Origin of the sequence: Brevibacillus jepli, from assembly GCF_047229145.1 — a bacterium.
In the GTDB taxonomy this organism is placed as follows: Bacteria; Bacillota; Bacilli; order Brevibacillales; family Brevibacillaceae; genus Brevibacillus.
In genome coordinates this window covers 110,540-131,302 of record NZ_JBFEFW010000005.1, presented here as the reverse complement: position 1 = coordinate 131,302, position 20,763 = coordinate 110,540, and the positions used below count along the sequence as shown (strand labels likewise).

Annotated in this window: 15 protein-coding genes; 10 read left to right on the top strand and 5 right to left on the bottom strand. The window is 49.5% G+C overall.

Annotation, left to right across the window (positions count from 1 at the left end):
• The first annotated feature begins 70 nt into the window (after positions 1-70).
• The 3 genes from AB1L17_RS07595 to AB1L17_RS07585 are packed head-to-tail and all read left to right on the top strand — an operon-like array spanning position 71 to position 8,322.
• Entirely contained in the window at positions 71-1,180 is a 1,110-nt protein-coding gene (locus tag AB1L17_RS07595; protein ID WP_412846290.1) for a saccharopine dehydrogenase family protein, read from the top strand.
• Positions 1,164-3,476, top strand: coding sequence for a Gfo/Idh/MocA family oxidoreductase (locus AB1L17_RS07590; RefSeq protein ID WP_412846289.1), 2,313 nt, complete (start codon positions 1,164-1,166; stop codon positions 3,474-3,476). The genes AB1L17_RS07595 and AB1L17_RS07590 overlap by 17 nt, the downstream gene beginning before the upstream one ends.
• Complete coding sequence (locus AB1L17_RS07585; protein ID WP_412846288.1) at positions 3,451-8,322, top strand: non-ribosomal peptide synthetase; 4,872 nt, start codon at positions 3,451-3,453, stop codon at positions 8,320-8,322. Before AB1L17_RS07590 ends, AB1L17_RS07585 begins: the two co-directional genes overlap by 26 nt.
• Positions 8,323-8,429: 107 nt before the next feature.
• On the opposite strand, the gene AB1L17_RS07580 is transcribed toward AB1L17_RS07585, so the two are convergent.
• Both AB1L17_RS07580 and nfi read right to left on the bottom strand, forming a co-directional pair.
• Positions 8,430-9,188 (bottom strand): alpha/beta fold hydrolase, encoded by a 759-nt coding sequence (locus tag AB1L17_RS07580; RefSeq protein ID WP_412846287.1) that lies wholly within the window; start codon positions 9,186-9,188, stop codon positions 8,430-8,432.
• Positions 9,189-9,286: 98 nt separating this feature from the next.
• A complete protein-coding gene (gene nfi, locus AB1L17_RS07575) occupies positions 9,287-9,964 on the bottom strand; it encodes a deoxyribonuclease V (protein ID WP_412846286.1) in 678 nt (225 codons plus the stop codon).
• 166 nt (positions 9,965-10,130) lie between these two features.
• Here nfi and rbsK point away from each other — a divergent pair, with 166 nt between their 5' ends.
• The 3 genes from rbsK (at position 10,131) to AB1L17_RS07560 (ending at position 14,141) form a co-directional block, all read left to right on the top strand.
• Positions 10,131-11,033 (top strand): ribokinase, encoded by a 903-nt coding sequence (gene rbsK, locus AB1L17_RS07570; RefSeq protein ID WP_412846285.1) that lies wholly within the window; start codon positions 10,131-10,133, stop codon positions 11,031-11,033.
• A 158-nt stretch (positions 11,034-11,191) separates the two neighbouring features.
• Positions 11,192-11,788: a TetR/AcrR family transcriptional regulator gene (locus tag AB1L17_RS07565; RefSeq protein ID WP_412846284.1), complete on the top strand. Its 597-nt coding sequence runs from the start codon at positions 11,192-11,194 to the stop codon at positions 11,786-11,788.
• 214 nt (positions 11,789-12,002) lie between these two features.
• On the top strand, positions 12,003-14,141 hold the full coding sequence (locus AB1L17_RS07560; protein ID WP_412846283.1) for an ATP-dependent Clp protease ATP-binding subunit: 2,139 nt from the start codon (positions 12,003-12,005) through the stop codon (positions 14,139-14,141).
• A 42-nt stretch (positions 14,142-14,183) separates the two neighbouring features.
• Here AB1L17_RS07560 and AB1L17_RS07555 read toward each other — a convergent pair whose 3' ends face one another.
• The 3 genes from AB1L17_RS07555 to AB1L17_RS07545 all read right to left on the bottom strand — a co-directional run bounded on the left by AB1L17_RS07555 (position 14,184) and on the right by AB1L17_RS07545 (position 16,806).
• Positions 14,184-14,807 carry a YqaA family protein gene (locus AB1L17_RS07555; RefSeq protein ID WP_412846282.1) on the bottom strand — a complete coding sequence of 208 codons (624 nt, stop codon included), beginning with the start codon at positions 14,805-14,807 and terminating at the stop codon, positions 14,184-14,186.
• Between the two features lie 25 nt (positions 14,808-14,832).
• On the bottom strand, positions 14,833-15,339 hold the full coding sequence (locus AB1L17_RS07550) for a hypothetical protein (protein WP_412846281.1): 507 nt from the start codon (positions 15,337-15,339) through the stop codon (positions 14,833-14,835).
• 117 nt (positions 15,340-15,456) lie between these two features.
• A complete protein-coding gene (locus tag AB1L17_RS07545) occupies positions 15,457-16,806 on the bottom strand; it encodes an aminotransferase-like domain-containing protein (RefSeq protein ID WP_412846280.1) in 1,350 nt (449 codons plus the stop codon).
• 135 nt (positions 16,807-16,941) lie between these two features.
• Between AB1L17_RS07545 and AB1L17_RS07540 the strand changes: the two genes are divergently transcribed.
• The 4 genes from AB1L17_RS07540 (at position 16,942) to AB1L17_RS07525 (ending at position 20,714) form a co-directional block, all read left to right on the top strand.
• Positions 16,942-17,892 (top strand): DMT family transporter, encoded by a 951-nt coding sequence (locus AB1L17_RS07540; RefSeq protein ID WP_412846279.1) that lies wholly within the window; start codon positions 16,942-16,944, stop codon positions 17,890-17,892.
• Between the two features lie 193 nt (positions 17,893-18,085).
• Entirely contained in the window at positions 18,086-19,072 is a 987-nt protein-coding gene (locus tag AB1L17_RS07535; RefSeq protein WP_106840452.1) for an ABC transporter ATP-binding protein, read from the top strand.
• A gap of 44 nt (positions 19,073-19,116) precedes the next feature.
• Positions 19,117-19,920 (top strand): ABC transporter permease, encoded by an 804-nt coding sequence (locus AB1L17_RS07530; protein WP_412846309.1) that lies wholly within the window; start codon positions 19,117-19,119, stop codon positions 19,918-19,920.
• Positions 19,917-20,714 carry an ABC transporter permease gene (locus tag AB1L17_RS07525; protein WP_412846278.1) on the top strand — a complete coding sequence of 266 codons (798 nt, stop codon included), beginning with the start codon at positions 19,917-19,919 and terminating at the stop codon, positions 20,712-20,714. Before AB1L17_RS07530 ends, AB1L17_RS07525 begins: the two co-directional genes overlap by 4 nt.
• Positions 20,715-20,763: the final 49 nt, after the last annotated feature.

The window sequence follows — 20,763 nt, the reverse complement described above, 5'->3', positions numbered from 1 at the left end:
GACGCAAGCCCTGCCATCTCTTACGGTGAGGGACGCAGTAAGCAGTAAGCAGGCTGGGAGGGAGAGTACATTGGGGATAAAAAAGATTGGCATTTTAGGAGCTACCGGGGTAGTAGGCAGTGCAGCCGTTCACACGATTCTTTCTAGGACGAATCATCAAATTGTGCTGGGGGGCAGAAATCCCGGGAAGCTGAGCGAGCTATTTCCGGGGATGGAGGACAGGCTGGAATGCCTGCAGGTGGATGTATTCGCCGAAGAGGAGCTGGATGACTTTTGCGGTCGATGCGATCTCGTCATCAATTGCGCAGGACCCTCCAAACAAATTGTCGATAAAGTTGCCGATGGATGCCTCAAGCATGCGATCCATTATGTGGATGTGTCGGGAGATGAGCATCTGTATCAACAATTGCTCACGCGCAAGCAGGAGATCGAAGAAAAGGGACTATCGTTTATCATCTCTGCCGGGGTTTATCCAGGACTATCGGAGGTTTTCCCCGCTTACGTGGCTGAGAAAGATTTGGACGAAATCGACTTGCTCGAAGTATTTTTTGCGGGACAGGGCAGTTTCTCGCTGAATGCAGCGTATGACATCGTGTGCAGCATTGAAGAAGATACCGGGTGGGGAATGTATTACTGCAAGCAAGGCGAAGTCAAAAAAATAGACGGGCCGTTCCATCGCAACTACACGTTTCCGCATCCAGCAGGCAAACGGGACACGTATCCGGTAATGACCAGGGAATTCAGTCAAATGGCCAGCCACCACCATATCGCATCGGCCTACTTTTACAACAGCTACCAAAGCAATGCCATCCTGAATCAATTTGTCATGATCAAGGCTCTACAGCAATACAAGACCGAGGAACAAAAAAAGGCGTCAGCGAGGCTGCTGTTAGAACAGTTCGAGACCAATAAGCAAGGTGTGGAAGACTTTACGATGTTCCACCTGCATGCGACTGGAAGCCGTGATGGCGAAAAAGTGCGGGTCGTATCAACTCTTTACTATCCGAGCGACTGGAATCGGCTGTCCGGCATCATCGCAGCTACGGTCGCCCACTTGATCACGGAAGAAAACAACAGCCAAGCAGGATGCTTTTTCGTGGCAGAAGGCGTATCGGCGACATATTTGATCGATGCGCTTCGCGAGCAGGAAGTCGAGGTGACCTATGACAGAGAATCGTAAGTTGCGTACCGTGGTATGCGGTTCCCGCTTTGGACAGTTCTACCTGGAAGCCGTAAAGGCATTGCCTGATCAGTTTGAATTGGTCGGGTTGCTGGCAAAAGGCAGTGAGCGTTCGCGTACTTGCGCAAAGCGATACGGCATCCCGCTGTACACGGATGCGGATCAGCTTCCTTCTGACATTGATCTGGCTTGCGTCGTATTGCGTTCCACCGTAATGGGCGGCAACGGAACAGAGCTGTCGATCCAACTGCTTGAGAAGGGTATTCACGTCATTTCGGAAGAACCGATCCACCATAAGGATTTGGCGTTGTGCTTAAAGCAGGCCAGGCAGTCCGGCGTCCATTTTATGACGGGCGACCTCTACGTGCATTTGCCTGCTGTCCGTCGATTTATCGCTTGCGCACGAACATTGCTGGCACAGCAGCCTGCCTTGTACATCGATGCTGCTTGCGCTACACAGGTGTCTTTCCCGCTCATGCACATTTTGCAGGAAGCACTTCCTTCCATTCGTCCATGGAAAATCAGCCATGTCATCAAGGATGAGGGGCCGTTTCAAGTGCTGATCGGACAGCTGGGCAAAATCCCGATTACGCTGCGCGCCCACAACGAAGTCGATCCGGATGATCCAGACAACCACCTTCATCTGCTGCATCGGGTGACGATTGGCGTAGCTGGCGGGAGCTTGTCGCTGACAGACACACATGGATCTGTCGTGTGGCATCCGCGTCTGCACGTACCTGATCTTCCGGACATTCACGGGGAGCTGACAGTGTCCCCACCAGCACACATGCTGGAGAACAGTACACACATACTGGGGCCGCAAGAAACGCCGACCTATCGCGATATTCTTACGAAGCAGTGGCCACGAGCCATCGGGCGCGATTTATTAGCCATACGAGACATGATTATGGGTCAGGTCGACAAGGCTGCGATCGAAACACGCGCGCAGCAGGAGTTATTGTGCTCAAGACAGTGGCAGGAATGGACGCAGGCATTGGGATATCCCGTGTTGCGCTCAAATGGCAGCCATGAGCCGCTGTCACTAGCGTCTCTCGAACAAGCAGCCTGGAGCATTCCAGCTGAGGAATTCGACGACACTGAATCACCGACTGATGCCATTTTTGTGGAGAAAAATGATGTATTTGCATGCACAGTGCCAGCCGAGAGAGAGCTGAAAGGGATCAAAGCCGAACAGGTAAAAACGTGCATCGAGCGGTTGGATGCGGCAGCTGTTGCCTCCATGCTGCTGGCACTGCAATCACAAGGAGCACTGGCGTCTGAAAAGCAATTCTATACGGCGTCAGACATTTTCGCTGCTGCGAATGTCGCAGAACGTCATCAGCCAGTCATCAAGCGATGGCTGCAAATACTGACAGATCGCGGTTATGTGGCACATGCCGATGGGGAGTATCAATGTGCGATTCACATGACGCAAGAGGAAGTAGAGCGCCGTTGGGATTTGGCCAGACATGCCTGGAATGGCAAGCTGGGTTCACCGCTGGTCACGGACTATCTGAAGGACAATGCGGATTGGCTTCCACAGCTGATGGAGGATTCCCAGCAAGCTGCTCTCCTGTTATTCCCCGAGGGTCGCATGCATGTTGCCAATGCGCTCTATCGGGAAACCCTCATGGCGCGTTATTTGAACAAGTCGGTAGCGGAAGCAGTAGCGCGGATCGCGGCAACGACAGATTCGTTACGCATTCTGGAGGTAGGGGCAGGAACGGGAGCGACTACGGATGTGGTCGTGGACCGCTTGAGAGCGTCTGTTTCCAAAGGACTGAATCTGGAGTATGTGTACACGGATGTATCCCACTTTTTCTTATCCTCTGCGCGTGAACGGTACAAGGGGTGCCCGTGGATGAAATACCAGGTGGTTGATATCGACAAAAATTTGTTTGCACAAAGCCTCACAGAAGGCAGCTTCGATATCGTGATTGCGGCAGGCATGCTGAACAATGCACGGAACACAGATGAAGTCATTCAAGGTCTGATGAAGAGCCTCGCTCCGGGAGGCTGGATGCTCATAACGGAACCAACGCGAGAATTCGTAGAAATGCTCATCTCCCAAGCGTTCATGATGACGCCACCCGTGGATGATCGGAAAAATACCCAATCCACTTTCATGACTGTCCAGCAGTGGCTCGATGTGTTCCAGCGTGCAGGCGTCAAGGAGCTAGCGGTACTGCCAGAGGAGTCTCACCCATTGGCACCACTTGGACAAAAACTGTTCGTGATCAAGAACAATATCGATGTAGGAGTGTGTGCATATGCCCCAAAACCTCAAGACCAATAGCGTCGAGCTCTTGTTGCGCCTTCGCAGAGATGGAATTTTTTTATGGGAGGAAAATGGGAGTCTGCGCTACAGAGCCCCCAGAGGAACGCTCGCAGCCGATGATTTACAAGCACTAAAGGAACAGAAAGCGGACATTCTCGCACTTTTGCGTACCGAATCCCAGTCGGTGACGGTGATCCCCGAGCCTAAAGCGCGATTCGAGCCGTTTCCCCTGACAGATGTACAGTCAGCTTATTTGCTGGGGCGGTATGAGTTGTTTGGCTATGGTGGCGTGGCATGCCATATCTACATGGAGCTGGACTATCCCGAGCTTGATTTGAAACGGGCGGAGGATGCGTGGAACAGGCTCATTACCAGACATGACATGCTGCGGGCAACGATTGATCAGAACGGGCAGCAGCGGATCATGAAGAATGTACCGCATCTGCCTATTACATACACGGACACGAGTAGCATGGATGAGCAGGAGGCAGGAAGAAGGCTAGATGACATACGTGAAGCGATGGGACATCGCGTGTATGATACAGCCAAATGGCCGTTGTTTGATATCGGCTTGACGAAAATGAGCGACCGATCCGTGCTCCATGTGTCGATGGAATTTCTCGTCGCGGACTGGGCGAGTATTTGGCTCTTGCTGGGTGAGTTTGAAGCCCTTTACAAAGAACAGGGAAAAACATTGCCCGAGCTGCCGATTACGTTTCGCGATTACGTGCTCGCCGAACGCAGCATCAGAGAGACTGCACCGTATGCGAGAGACAAAGCGTACTGGCAGCAGCGGATTGATGCACTGCCACTGGCTCCGGACCTGCCTATGGCCAGAAAACAGACAGAAGCGGGAGAAGCACGCTTTCGCCGTCGTTTCATTCGATTAGATAACGCTGCATGGGATACCTTCAAAGAGCGTGCCCAAAAGCGAGGGTTGACGCCAACCTCCGCTGTGATGACAGCCTTCGCCGCTGTGATCGAGCGCTGGAGTCGAAACCGTGCATTTTGCCTGAATTTAACCTTGTTGAACAGACAGCCGCTGCATGAGCGCGTCCATGAGATTGTGGGGGATTTTACATCCGTCAATTTGCTTGCGGTAGATTGGGGCCTGGAGCGCACTTTTCAGGGGCGGGCGAAGACCATTCAGAGGCAGTTGTTTGAAGATTTGGACCACCGATTGTTTTCCGGCGTGGAGGTCATGCGTGAATTGGCGCGTAGGCGCGGACGTGAAGCTGCTCTGATGCCGGTGGTGTTCACGAGTGCAATTGGGTTAGTGGAACCAGCGGAAGGAGGCCAGCTGCAGGGGAAAATAGCAGGGCATGGCATCAGTCAAACGCCACAGGTTTTCATCGATTGCCAAGCCATGGACAGCTCGGCAGGACTGCAGGTCAACTGGGATGTCCGGGAGGGCGTCTTCCCTGAGCAAATGGTTGACGACATGTTTGATACCTTTGCAAAATTGCTGCAAGCCTTGGCGGACAGCGAGCATATGTGGGAGGCAGCGAACGAGATTGCCTTGCCAGACTGGCAGTGGGAAGAGCGGCAACGAGTGAATGCAACCACTGCAGCTATACCAGATTATGGCTTGCATCAGCCCATCGTAGCACAGGCAATGACGACGCCGGATCGTTCAGCCGTGATCGACAGTAAAGGACAGCTCTCGTATGCAGAGCTGGTGAAGCGAGCTGCCGCAGTAGCCGGGAAGCTCAAGGAGCTGGGGTGCCGCGAGCAAGACCGCATCGCCATCGTGATGGATAAAGGTGCCCATCAAGTCACTGCGGTACTCGGTACTTTGTTTGCCGGAGCCGTCTATGTGCCGATTGACCCGAAGCAACCCGAAATGCGCCGACAGGCAATGGTTGAGCAGGCGAACATCCGCTATGTCTTGACGGTATCGACCAACCAGCTGCAATGGTCCGACTCCATCAAAACAATCGCAGTTGATCAAGTACCCCCGCAGCACGAACCGTTGATTTTGCCTGACCAAAATCCGGATTTGCCCGCGTACATCATCTATACGTCTGGGTCCACGGGACAGCCAAAAGGGGTCGTCATCAGCCACCGTGCAGCCGCTAACACGATCGAGGACATGCTGCGTCGCTTTGCGATTACGGAAAATGACCGAGTATTAGGGCTAGCCCAGTTGAGCTTTGATTTGTCCGTCTATGATATTTTTGCCACTCTCGCTGTGGGTGGTGCTGTCGTTTATCCTGATCCCGAACGCCAAACCGATCCGTCCCATTGGACAGAGCTGATAGCGAAGCATCAAATCACCGTGTGGAATTCTGTACCGGCCCTAATGCAGATGCTGGTTACGTATTTGGATTCCACGCCAGATGTCCATGTAGCGAGCTTGCGGCTGGCGTTGCTCTCCGGTGACTGGATTCCGCTGAACCTGCCCGATCGGATGAAAAAACGTCTCCCTGCTGCACAAGTCATTAGTCTAGGCGGTGCCACAGAGGCATCGATTTGGTCGAATTACCATATGTACAAAGGGCTGGAACCGGACTGGAGCAGCATTCCGTATGGCCGACCACTGGCGAATCAGGGATTCCGAGTTCTCGATTCACAGATGCGTGATTGCCCGGTGTGGATGATTGGCGAGCTGTATATTACCGGAGCTGGCTTGGCAGATGGCTATGTGGGAGATCAAAGGCTCACAGAGGAGAGGTTCTTTCCTCACCCTCAGGATGGCGAGCGACTTTACCGGACTGGCGATTTGGGCCGCTACACGCCAGGTGGCGAAATCGAGTTTATCGGACGCGAAGACAATCAGGTCAAAATCAGAGGGCATCGGATCGAGCTCGGTGAAATTGAGTCGGCACTGCTCAAGCACCCTGCTGTCGCCGCAGCTGGTGTCGTGCTGGATGGGGCGAGTGACGAGCCTGTATTGCTGGGAGTTGTGGAGTGTGCCCGTAAGACAGAGCGCGACCTTGAAGCGGAGAAAGCAGAATTCGCGATGCTCGTAAATGGGATCGGAGAAGAAGCGGGCACTGAGGTCAATCAGAGCATTGGCGTGCTTTTACAACGCATTGCGCGACAGCAGGAGGGCAAGCCTCTGCGAATTTTGGAAGTCGGCTCGCGTACAGGGGTGTTGACTCAGGGCGTCCTGCAAGCGCTGGAAGGCTATGAAGTGGAGTTTCTAGGCACGGATACAGTAGAAAAAGATTATCGGGCACAAGGACTGGCACCGAGCTCCTTCGACGTGCTTCTGGCTGCGGGAGAGTTGGATAGCACAGGCGATAGCAGACTGAAAGAGCTGATTCGCCCTGGCGGGTGGCTCATCCTTACAAAAGGGACGGATGCGTCAAGATTACATGAGCTCCAGAAAGAGGATGGTGGTGATCTGCTATGGGCGTTGCAGCATGAAGAAGAGATTCATCTCCTTGCCAAGCGCGTGAAGCTGGACAGGGTACCAGTCAGTGTCGCAGAGCTGGAAAAATTCCTTTCCTTGCACCTACCTGCCCATATGCTGCCTGCCCACATGCAAGTAGTAGATGCACTGCCGCTTACGGGAAATGGCAAGATTGACCGCCGCGAGCTGGCAAAATGGCGCCCTGCATCGTCGCTCGGGCAGAACGCGGCTATAGACGAGGCTGAGGAGCCTGGATCAGATCCATTGGAAGCGCAGCTTGCTCATGTCTGGGCAGAAGCATTGGGGGTAGCGAAGCTGGGGAGGGCCCAAAGCTTTTATGAGCACGGTGCTGATTCTCTCATCATGGCACAGGTAGCAGGAAAGCTGCGCGACAAGCTGGCGGAGGACGTGACACATGCTGCCATCCCGTTCGATGTCCTGCTCCGACAAATGCTCAACTTCCCGACTGTCGAAGCTTTGGCGCATTTCATACGCGTGCGCAATGAGGAGATGCACCAGAGTGAGGAAGTCTCGTTGCCGAAAAAACGGAGCAAGTCGAGCAATGCCGTGCTGATTCCATATGGCGGCGACGAATCTGGACCACTTCGGGTTGTATTCCATGCCGTTTTGGGGACGATGGACAGTTTTCGTCCACTGCTCGAACAGCTCAAAGCACAGCATACAGGAAGCGTTGTCGGTATCGCCATTGACGATAGTGAGCGTTATTGCGCGCTAGAGCCGTCGGAGCTGATAGAAACGGTCGCAGATGACTATGCCGAGTGCCTTATGGAGGTCATGCTTGAAGCGGAGCAAAGGCCCGTACAGCTCATTGGTTATTCCTTGGGCGGATTGATTGCCATCGAAGTGGCGAGAAGACTCGGGGAGCGGGGAGTCCATATTCTGGACCTGGTTTTGATTGATATTCCTCCGATTATGACAGAAGTAAATGACGATCTCTTGATCGAAGCACTCTTCGTTCCGAATCTGAATATCACACTGGAACAAACCGATTTTGGCAAAGTGGATGAGCACGATTTTGCACGAGGGATTTTGCAGCTCGTGGAGAAATACGGGGATTGCATCCCGCAAGACTCAGCATGCAGCATCGGCGGGGATGAGAAGCTGGACCAGGTGGGAGAGATGTTCCGCAAATTATCCGCGTTTGACAGAAGTGAACGATTTACCGCGTATGTCGAAGCACTGCGCAAATCAACAGGAGAGCAAATGCCAGTGGAAATGGCTGAAGGCTTGTGCAAGGTGTTTGGTCAGAGCTTTAGAGCAGCTCGCTACACTCCGCTGCCATACATGGGGGACATTCGCTTCCTGCTAGCTCGCGAGCCGTTTCAGTTTTTGCCTGGCACGAGCGAAGAGACCATCGCTTTTTGGCAAGATATTTGCCTCGGTGCACTAAACGTGACAGAGATCGCCGGCAACCATTACAGCTGCATGGTGGGAGAGAATACTGCCAAGCTGGCGGAGCTGTTGGCATTACCGCTTGATCTGTAAATAGGAAAGGATGAGTCAGGCAAAGGGGAAGTCTCCCTGTGCGTTGCTCATCCTTTTTTTCTTTCTCATACGAATGGGCAATGGAGAGCGGCTTAGGAAGTAGGCTATTAGGTGGTTTGTTTTAGCTTTTCGATACAATCTTTGATCGTCTCTATGACGACTCTTGGCTCTGAAAATTGAGGGAAATGTCCACTGTTTTCAGCGACGACATGTTTGCTGTATCGAGATAATGAAAGGAGTTCCAACTGATGTTCGAATCGTTTTTTGCGAACTTCCTCTGGCATCATACGATTTTCTTTTCCACCTGTAATCACATATACGGGTATGTCGGGAAAAGTATCGATTGTCTCAATTTGTTCCACTGTTTTTTTAACAAAATGAACTTCATTGAATGGTTTGTGAGAAGAGAAGGAATCAAACATGGAGAGCAGCTTGTTGATTGTTTTTACGACCTTACCTTGATAGTCATTGAGGCTTACATCTTTCGGATGGCTGGATTCTAAAAAGACAATTCCAGCTACTTCGTCTGGGTAAAGCCGGGTATATAAATTGGCATATAATCCCCCTAATGAATGTCCAACGAGCAGGAATGGAGGTTCAAATCTTACTTTCGTTAATGCCTCCCGTAACGTTTCTACAATCGTGAAGCCATCTTGAGGTTCTCGCGGCTTATCACTACCCGAAACACCAAAACGATTATAGGAAAATACGGATGACGACTCTGAAATTTCAGGTAGTATTTTCATCCACCCTTCGATGGGTCCAGAGCCGCCGTTGATGAGAACGATATTGGGTTTGCCATTCCCACTCCTATTGTATTGCAGCTTCCCTCTTGAAGTATCCAAACTAGTTATCTCAATTGCCAATGTACGACACCTCACTCTGCTATGGCTGGATTCACAGTAGGTATACGTTCTGGACAAATGAGGGTTTCTATTTGTAGGGAATAATTCTTGGGGCTTGGCTACTTAACTTTCGCACATACTTTGTTCACGAGCTGATCCGCTTGCCGCGTCGTTTCGGGCAAACGATATTTGGGTGAGAGCCTGGTGATCCACGCGCATGCGGTTGGCAATGAGATGCCGTGCCCGATGGAGACGAAAATTGGCTTGATATTCGGTTGTGTGCGCAAGACTCCGCCGATGATCTCACCCTGATCGATCAAGGGGGAATACGCACCTCTTTTCTGTGCTGGTTCTTCATATTCACCTAGCAGTCTCGTTTTTCCACAGCCAATGGTAGGAATGTCAAACAGGACGCCTAAATGACTGGCTAGTCCGAATCTTCGCGGGTGAGCGATTCCTTGCCCATCACACACGACGAGCTGCGGTGTTGTTTTTAGCTCCTTGAACGCACTCACCAGTGGAGGCAGCTCGCGAAAAGAGAACAAGCCAGGAATGTACGGGAATTCGACGGTGTCTTGGATGACGACAGACTCGACTACTTGCAGGGAATTGGCGTCGAGTATTGCAACACCGGCAACTAACAAATCGCGCTCGGCATGATAGGCGACGTCTACTCCAGCGACATAGCGTACGTCCTCTAGTTGATCTTCTTTTTTTACTTGCTGGGCTAGTTGTCGCTGCAGGTTGATGGCTTCTTGCTCATCAATGCTCCAAGAGTGCTGGATAATCGGCTCCATCTGGTTACCTCCGGATGATAGAAGATTTGTTCATTATATCCAATTGGCGTCCGGTGCTCAAAGACTTATGAACAATCCTGAGAAATACATTGACTTCTCGGATGAAAAGCACTATTTTGTAACCGACCGAATCATCATGTTAGAGATGTAACTAGGAGGGCTCGTCGTGAAAATCGCAGTAGTAGGAAGCATCAATATGGATCTCGTTACCCATGTTCATCATTTGCCCAAGGCAGGAGAAACGATCGCAAGCCATCACTTCGAGCTGATTCCGGGTGGAAAGGGAGCGAATCAGGCAGTGGCAGCTTCTCGCCTCGGCGCGCATGTCTCCATGATCGGAATGGTAGGAGAAGATGAGAACGGTCGGATCATGCTCAAAGGGCTGACGGATGCGCACGTTCACATAGAAGGGATCAAACGCTCGGGTACGACAGGCATGGCTTTTATCAATGTGAGCGATGACGGGGAAAACAACATCGTACTCGTTCCGGGAGCAAATGCGCTCGTCAGCACCGAGCATATTGCAAACAATCTATCCATTTTAAAGGACTGCGATATCGTATTGCTCCAACTCGAAATTCCGTTGCCTGTCGTTGCATATACAGTCAAAGAGGCTGCTCGACTCGGCAAGCTAGTCATTTTAAATCCGGCACCTGCACGCGAGCTATCCAGTGAGCTATTAACCCATGTACATACCTTGACACCAAACGAAACAGAGCTTTCTATTCTCACGGGAATGCCTGTATCCACGATAGATGAAGTGCATGCTGCAGCCAAAAAGCTTTTGTCTGGTGGACCAAAGCGCGTCATCGTAACGCTGGGGGAAAAGGGCGCTCTCTTGGTAACCGCCCATGAGGCGACCCACATCCCGGCTTTCCGCGTAGAGCCAGTGGATACAACTGCGGCAGGCGATTCCTTTACCGCTGCCTTTGCGGTCGGGATCACGCAAGGAATGACAGAAACCGAAGCGGCCACCTTTGCCAGCAAAGTAGCAGCGATTGTCGTGACAAGGAACGGAGCTCAACCATCCCTGCCTACTTTAGAGGAAGTACAAGCATACTCTTTTTGATGCGATATAAGAAATGATCAAGCCTATTTTGAGAGAGGATTTTCAAAATGGGCTTTTTCTATAGGCATGGGTTACGGTTGCAAACATTTCATTTATTGACCGATCGGTACATAATATGTATGATTTCCATAACAGTTGGAAATGAAAGGAGGATTCCGTTGAGCACACGCGGCAGACCTCGTGATTTTGATTACACTTCCATCGTAGATGTAGCCATGAAAACATTTTGGTCAAAAGGCTACAATGGTTGTTCTACGCATGATTTATGCAGTGATACTGGACTAGGAAAAGGCAGCTTGTACAATACGTTTGGCAGTAAACAGGAGCTTTATCTAGCGGTGGTGGAACACTATCACGAAACAGGGATTCGTGAACAGCGGGCATTATTGGAAAGTCCGGGTTCCGTGAAAGAACGGCTGCAAAATTTTTTAGCTTGGGCATTGGTGGAAGACTTTGAATCAACGAATCCAACGGGATGTTTGCTGATCAATGCAGGATTGGAACGGGCGAAAGACGATCCCAAGATTGAAGAAATAGCCTCCAGACATGTTGAACTTCTAAAGCAAACCATGGAAAAAGTGATGGAGGAAGGCTTGCAAACGGGTGAAATCTCTCCTAAACGATCTGCTGTGGATTTGGCAAGCGTATTTTTAAGCAGCTACTACGGCTTCCGTGTGTTAAATACATCTACACAAAATCGGACATTGGCTGAACAAATCATGAATGGCACCATGGAATCTATCTTCGGCGCGTAATGCGTTATTTTTTTATCGCAAATTTTTGTACCGAATGTTACAAAAATAAGCCGTTTTCGGGTTGCGATCATTCGTGCCTTTTCTGGGCAAAGTGTAAAAAACCATACAATCCCTCTTGAAAGTCAAAGAAGGTCAAACTATAATAAGGACAACGAAGGTCAGGAAAGGTCAAAGATCTTCTGATTCCAAAACAACGCTTTTGGGGGGATTGAATATGCATTGTGAAATCTGCAAACAACGAGAAGCAACTGTGACTGTTCATATACGCGTACAAAATCAGCAACAAAAATACGATTTGTGCCAGGATTGCAAAACAAAGCTGACCAACAAAATGGGAGTGGGCATGGGCTTTAGTCCTTTCTCATCCTTCTCTGGCTTGGATGACTTCCTGCAAGGCTTTGCCCAAAGCCGGGGGAATCCGGGCAAATCTTCCGGCCAACCACAGCCACAAGCGCCAGAGCGTGGTGGCGGAATCCTTGATGAGTTGGGCCGTAATCTAAACGATGCGGCGCGTGCCGGACTGATTGATCCTGTGATTGGACGCGAACAAGAAATTGAGCGTGTCATTGAGATTTTGAACCGACGAAACAAGAACAACCCGGTTCTGATCGGAGAGCCTGGTGTCGGGAAGACAGCGATTGCTGAGGGTCTCGCCCTGCGAATTACGGAAGGGCAAGTACCGACCAAGCTGAAAAACAAGCAGGTGTACATTTTAGATGTCGCCTCTCTGGTAGCAGGCACAGGCATTCGCGGACAGTTCGAGGAAAAAATGAAGCAAGTGATTGCCGAGCTGCAAAAACGCAAAAACGTCATCCTGTTTGTGGATGAGATTCATCTCTTGGTAGGTGCAGGCTCTGCGGAAGGATCAATGGATGCAGGAAACATCCTGAAGCCTGCGCTGGCTCGCGGTGAGCTGCAGCTGATTGGGGCAACTACGTTGAAAGAGTATCGTGTCATTGAAAAGGACGCAGCTCTCGAACGCCGCCTGCAGCCAGTCATGGTCAAGGAACCAACCGTTGAACAGGCCATCGAGATTTTAAAAGGATTGCGTCCGAAATACGAAGCATTCCACCAAGTCGCTTACTCGGATGATGTCATCCGTGCCTGCGTGGAATACTCCCATCGTTATATTCAAGATCGTTTCTTGCCTGACAAGGCGATTGACCTTTTGGATGAAGTGGGCTCGCGTTTGAACCTGAGATCCTCCGCGGTTGATACGGCAGAGCTGCATGAGCGGCTGGCGCAAATCAATCAGGAGAAAAAGGAAGCGACGGAGCAAGAGGCATACGAACGAGCTGCCCGTCTGAGAGACGAGGAAGCAAGCATTTTAGAGGGTCTGGATCAGATCGATGGCAAGGAGCAACGCGTACAGGCTGAAGTCACGGATATTCAAGCCTTGATCGAGCAAAAGACAGGAATTCCTGTAACCAAGCTGCAAAGTGATGAGCAGATGAAAATGAAAAATCTTGCCGCTCATTTGGAAGCCAAAGTCATTGGCCAATCCGAGGCGGTCACACAAGTAGCGAAGGCGATTCGCCGCAGTCGTGCTGGTCTGAAGCCAAAAAACAGACCGATTGCCTCCTTCCTGTTCGTAGGTCCGACTGGTGTCGGGAAAACAGAGCTGTCCAAAGCGCTGGCAGAGGAGCTGTTTGGAACCCGTGATTCCATGATTCGTCTGGATATGAGCGAGTACATGGAGAAGCATTCAGTATCCAAATTGATCGGTTCTCCTCCTGGCTACGTCGGTCATGAAGAAGCGGGTCAGCTGACAGAGCGCGTACGCCGCAATCCGTACAGCATTATCCTGCTCGATGAAATCGAAAAAGCACACCCGGACGTCATGCACATGTTCCTGCAAATTCTGGAGGATGGTCGCCTGACAGACAGTCAAGGCCGAACCGTGAATTTTAAGGAAACCGTTATTATTGCGACGAGCAATGCAGGTGTGAGCGAGCGGAAAATTTCCGTTGGCTTTGGAGCAAAAACACCTGAGCCGGCCACCGTGCTGGACTCTCTGGGTGCGTACTTCAAGCCGGAGTTCCTGAACCGCTTCGACTCGATCATTTCCTTTGCCCATCTGGAAAAACAGGATTTGGTCAAAATCGTTGATCTGCTGCTGCAAGATGTCATGGGTAATTTGTCTGAGCAAGGAATGGAGATCAGCGTGACAGATGACGCAAAAGAAAAGCTGGCTGAGCTGGGCTACAACCCTTCCTTTGGGGCACGTCCATTACGACGTGTGATTCAGCAATACGTCGAGGATAGAATTGCGGATCTGGTGATGGAAGAGGACAATGTGACAACGATGCTGATTGATGTAGAAGATGAAGTGATTCGTGTCAAAAAAGGATAACCAAGTGCAAAAAAGAAACCCCATCGATTTGGGGTTTCTTTGCTATTTATTCATGACTTTCTCATTGATGCCGTTGCTTGCGTCAGTACTTTCCATTTTCAGCTGGCGGCGCTTGGTGACGATTTTCTTCACCCATAATCCGACCAAGATGAGCGGCACCATGATGAGAAATATATAGAGAGATACGTCATGGACCATACTTTCCGCCATTTTTCCGTAAAAATAAAACAAAAATCCGACTGCGTAAAATTTGACTGCCCGTCCAATGGCAGCATAACCAATCAATTTCCACAACGGGAAGTTCAGGCAACCAGACATGATCGTAAATACTTTAAACGGAATCGGTGTAAACGAACCGATGAAGATCGCGACTTCACCCTTCTTTTGAAACATCGCTGTGGCAGCATCAATCCATTCTTTTTTGAGGATTTTGTACAGAACGGATTTGCCCAGGACTTTACCGAGAAAATAACCGACAGGTGTCCCTAAGAGACAAGCGATATAGCCTACGGTTGCAATCCACAATGCCTGCGAAGGATCAACAAGGCTGAGCGGCACTTGAAGAAAGAAGGCAGGAACGGGAAAGATGACTGCGTCTGCAAAAGAATGAATGAACATTCCCAAATTGCCATATTCCATTAAGAAATCTAAAATGTTCTGAAACATCTATTTCTCCTTTGTCATTCTATCTTTAACTGCCAGTCATCAATTCAATCAAGTCGGATTGTACCAGGTCTGCTGGAGTAGTTAATGCAGCGCATTTTGACACGAGCCGCACATTGGCCCCTTCGAACACAGAGGCGACAAATTGCGAACAAAAATAGGCCTTTTTGCGCTTTATTGGAATATTCAGCATCACGCCAAGTAAGCCCAACAAATTATATGTGTATAGATGCGATTCTACTTCAAACTGGCCGACTATGGAACGAATTTTTTTGAATTGGGATTCACTTACTATACAACGATATACCGCAATCGTTGCATTTTGAAACAATTTGCCTTGCATATCTTCTTTTACGAAGCCGCCGATAAACGGATTTCGGGGGTCTTTTCTACCGAAGCTGTAAACCTCGGTTAATTGTGGATCAAAGGCAATGGAAGCATGATTCAATGGAGCCTTCGTATACCAGCGAATCATTCTGGTAAACCATGTTCCTGTATCTGATAATACGATGTAGATCGTTCGCTGGTTACTCAACAATCACTCACATCCGCCTTGGTTTTTGGATCAACTCAATAGTTCCATTATCGAAGTTTCTTGATTGTCCAAAAACGCACTCTCGCCCGATTTCATCTGCGACTTAAGACGGATCATTTATCGGTGCATGCGGCGCAAAACATCTATCAGTTCGTGAATCCCGCGCTCAATCGATGCTTCCTTGGCGTAGGACACATTCAGCTTCAAAATATTTTCTTGCGGAAAGCCCACCAAGTAATTTTTGTCTGTTCCTTCGAGCAGGATCGAACGTTTTTTCAGCTGACTAATCACGGTAGGGACCGAGATGGAAGCGTCCAAAACAATGTGCGTATGAATTCCCGGATACGCAAGGGGATGAAAGGTGAATAGATGGCCTTCTGTGGCCGCAAAATGGTTCAGTGCTGCCGTCAGCAGGTTGGATCGTCGGTGATAGGAGCTGCGTATTTTTTGCTTGTGGCGCTCGAACATCCCGCTTTTTAGGTAAATTTCCAATGCAGCTTGAGACAGCATGGAGCTGTCGATATCAGAAAGCCGTTTATGCTGGTTGAAGGATTCCTTGAGTGCGTCAGGGATAACGGCTACACCCAAACGCAGTCCAGGAAAAATGATTTTGGAATAGCTTTTTAAATAGATGGTGCGAGAGAAGCGATCATAGGCAAAGAGGGGATCAGCTTTGCTGTCATGCTCAAGGTCTGCCATGTTATCGTCTTCCACGATATAGACGTCGTATTGCTGCGCAAGCTCCACAATTCGCTGTTTGTCCTTTCGGCTGTAGGTCGTACCGAGCGGGCTCTGAAAGCGAGGCATTGTATAAAAAAACTTGATCTTTCCCGTGCGGAAAATAGACTCCAGTTCTTCCAAATCGACTCCCTGCGCAGTGCGCTTAATCCCGACGACAGGATACTTGTGTACTTGTAAATTTTCGATGAATAAGTGGTAGCTAGGCTGCTCAATCAAAATCGTATCTTTGCCATTAGGAAAAGGAAGGCTGCACAGCAAGGATAGAGCTTGTTGGACACCGGACGTAATGAATATGTTACGAGGGTCCGTAAATACCTGATGGTTCCCAAGCTGCTTGGCGATGACGGCAATGAGTGAAGGCAAGCCTTGTGTGGTTCCGTAAATAAACAGGTCGTTTTTATAAGTCTCAATCGCTTTATTGATGCAGTGTTGAAAGTCGACATAAGGAAACAGGTCAGGATCGGGAGCTGAGGTCGCTAAGTCGATAATCGACGCATCTGCGGCTTGTAGCTTCCTTTGTTTTTTCACGACGTAGTAACCGCTTCGGTCGACAGAGTAAATGAGGTGACGCTTTTCGAGTTCGTCCAAGGTTCGGATGACGGTACTCTTGCTGCAGTGGTATTGAGAGGCTAGCTCCCGAATGGAGGGAAGCCGGTCTCCATCTCGATAGGAGAGGCTCTCGATCAAGGCTTCTAGTTCATTTTGAAGCTGCAAATATTTGTGCATACAAAACAGCCCCTTACTACCGATTTTGTATCGGTACAGATACTACTTTTTTGCATTGTAGCACGATTGATCCCCCATTACTATTAACCTAAGACGGTCGTCTGTAAAAAGTCACCAGTAGGAGCGATACATACGATGAAAGACCAACAGAAAGCAATTCTCGCGGCATTATTGAATGCAGTCATTACAGGCTTGTCGTTTTTGTTTCTGAAAATGGCACTCGCTGTCACGAATCCGGTCGATACGCTGTCGCACCGGTTTACCGTGGCCTTTCTTGCTGCATCCATACCGATCTTGTTTGGGTGGATCAAGCTGTCTATCAAGCCAAAAGACATCCTCGCGATTATTCCGCTCGCCATGCTGTACCCGGTTCTGTTCTTTACCCTTCAGGCGTTTGGACTGGTATATACCACCTCTTCTGAAGCCGGTATTATCCAAGCGACTGTCCCGATTTTTACCATGATCATGGCGGCGTTTTTTTTGAGAGAGTCATCTACTTGGCTGCAAAAGCTATCTACGATTTTATCTGTAGCAGGTGTCGTGTACATTTTTGCGATGAAGGGGCTGGGTGCAAGCACAAGCTCGGGGAGCAGTCTCGGTACCATTCTCATTCTTTTATCCGCAGTGTCATTGGCAGGGTATAGCGTACTGGCGAGGAAAATGACAAAATCCTTCCATTATATAGACATGACATATATGGTGGCGGTACTCGGATTTGTGTTCTTTAACGCATGGTCGGTGATCCAACATAGCGTTGAGGGTACCTTGTCCTCGTATTTCGCACCTTTTGCCAGCCCGACGTTCATCATCTCGATAGTATATTTGGGGATACTGTCCTCGCTCGTAACGTCTTTTATGACCAACTTTGCCTTGTCCAAGATGGAAGCATCCAAAATCAGCGTTTTTAACAATCTGTCTACACTGGTTACCATCGTGGCTGGCGTCTTGTTTTTGCAAGAGAAATTGGCTTACTACCATCTCATTGGGGCGTTGATGATTATTGTCGGAGTAATTGGGACGAATTTCCTGGGGGCAAAATCAAGGGCACGGGACCGCTTGCCGTCAACGAAGTCTTCGTCTGTGTGAGAGAAAATAAAAACGATACACAACAGAGCGAATGTTTATTCATTTGCTCTGTTTGTTTTTGGGGAAAAATCGCTCTTACTTCCGAGTCGCAAAAAAATCGGTCCAGACGTGGTGAAACTGTTTACAAATCGTATCATACACGATATAGTTACCTAGATTGTATGAGTATAATGACATATGGTGAGATGACGGAATGAAAAAAATTATACATCTGGATTCGATTGAAAAGAGATTTGCAGATACTGTCGTCGTCCCCTCTTTTTCTCTCTCCATTGAAGAAGGGGAGTTTTTGACGTTACTCGGCCCCAGCGGCTGTGGGAAAACGACATTGCTTCGAATGATTGCTGGCTTTGAGCAGCCAACGACTGGGGAAATTTTTCTGGACGAAAAGCCACTCAGCCATGTGCCGCCCTATCAGCGGGATATGAACATGGTGTTCCAGCAATATGCTTTGTTTCCACATATGACAGTGGAGCAAAACATCCTGTTTGGTTTGAAAATGAAAAAAGTGAACGCAGCTGAACAACAAAAGCGCTTGGAGGAAGTACTTCAGTACGTTCAACTGACAGAACTGCGGAAGCGCACACCGAAGCAGCTGTCTGGTGGACAACAGCAACGGGTAGCAATCGCACGGGCGATTATTAACAACCCACGCGTACTGCTGCTGGACGAGCCACTAGGTGCTTTGGACTACCAACTGCGCAAAAGCTTGCAGCTCGAACTGAAAAACTTGCAGAAAAACTTAGGGATTACGTTCATTTACGTTACGCATGACCAGGAAGAAGCGATGGCGATGTCAGATCGAATCGCAGTCATGAACAAGGGACGAATTGAACAGATTGCTTCTCCAGCAGAGATCTACAACTCCCCGCAAACCTTGTTTGTGGCTACCTTTATTGGGGAAAACAACATTTTCCAGGAAAACGGAACGAACGCAGCGGTACGTCCGGAAAAGATCAAGCTGTACCCGGTTGATTCCGACAAAGACAAGCACAAGAAGCTGGGCACCATTGCTGATGCGGTGTTCCTCGGCAATTTGCGTAAGGTATTTATTCGCCTTGAGGGGCAGGATATGACCGTAATGGCACATCAGTACGCAGGTGACGGTCTGGACTGGCAGGTGGGAGATCAAGTGGCCATTGGCTGGGCACAGACGGACGAGGTGATTCTTCCTTGTTAAACAAGAAGCCGGTAAAACTGCTCGCGCTACCCGCCCTATTGTGGATGGGTGCGCTTTTCGTCCTGCCTATGCTTATGATTGCCGTTCTCTCTTTCCTCAAAAGAGGCACGTACGGGCAAGTTGTCTATGAGTTTACGCTCAACAATTACTTCCGAATTTTGGACCCGCTGTATGGACAAATCTTTTGGGATACGCTGGTCGTAGCCGTATTGACAACCTTGTTCTCGATCTTGTGCGGCTATCCGTTAGCGTATTACATTTCGCGGTTGGAAAAGTCATCTCAGCAAATATGGCTTTTGCTCGTGATGATTCCGTTTTGGATCAACTTTTTGGTTCGTTCCTATGCATGGGTGATCATCCTGCGTTCGCAAGGCGTGATCAATACGTTCCTGCAATCGGTGGGAATTATTACGGAGCCTCTACCGCTGTTGTACAATTCTGGTTCGGTGCTGCTCGGGATGGTGTACACGCTGATGCCGTTCATGGTTTTGCCGATTTATGTATCACTGGAGCAGATGGACCGACGTAAGCTGGAAGCAGCGTACGATTTGGGCGCAACACCTTGGAAAGCATTTTGGCACGTGACCCTGCCGATGACCAAGACGGGTGTCGTCACTGGCTCGATCCTCGTGTTTGTTTCATCCATCGGGATGTTTGTCGTTCCGGATGTGATGGGGGGAGCGAAATCGGCTCTGATCGGAAACGTCATTCAAAATCAATTTTTGTCTGCGCGTGACTGGCCGTTCGGTTCTGCCTTGTCCATCGTACTGATGCTGTTGTCCATGCTGTTGATTCTTCTTTATTTCCGCGCTACCAAAGCGAGCGAAGCAAAGGAGGGATCAGCATGAAAGCACTACGCCGAAACGCACTATCTGGATACTCATGGCTGATGCTCATCTTTTTGTATCTGCCAATCGCGATACTTGTCCTTTATTCGTTCAATGATTCACGGATCAACGCTACGTGGACTGGATTTACGTGGAAATGGTACGTTTCTTTGTTTGAAAACAGGCAGGTTATGCAAGCTTTGATGAACAGCCTGACGATTGGCGTTATCAGCAGCGTAATTGCAACGGTTCTGGGTACAGCTGCTGCACTGGCAATCAAGCATTACTCGATTCGTTGGAGCAACATCTTCAACGGACTGATGTACTTGCCGATTGTCATCCCAGAGATCATGATGGGTCTGGCCTTGCTCGTATTGTTCAGCCAGGTACAGATGGAGCTGGGGAAAGTAACGCTGATCCTTGCGCACGTGACGTTCAGCATGCCGTATGTGATGGTCATTATTTCCGGGCGCTTGGCTGATATGGGCAAAGAGCTGGAAGAAGCGTCTCAGGATTTGGGAGCAACTCCATGGGAGACATTGCGCTATGTGACTCTGCCTTTGATCATGCCGGGTATTATCGCAGGCTTCCTGATGGCGTTTACCTTGTCGCTGGATGATTTCATTATTTCGTTCTTCGTGGCCGGTCCGAATTCGACCACATTGCCGCTCTACATTTATGGCTTGGTGAAACGAGGAGTCTCACCCGAGGTAAATGCACTCTCGACCCTTCTGATCGTGAGTACGGTACTTTTGGTTGTGGTAGCTGAGATTTTCCGCCGTAAAGACTCTAAAAATAATCAATCCATCTTTTAGGTACATCATGGTGTTTTCATAAAAGCAATCCCATAACTGATTTGGAGGT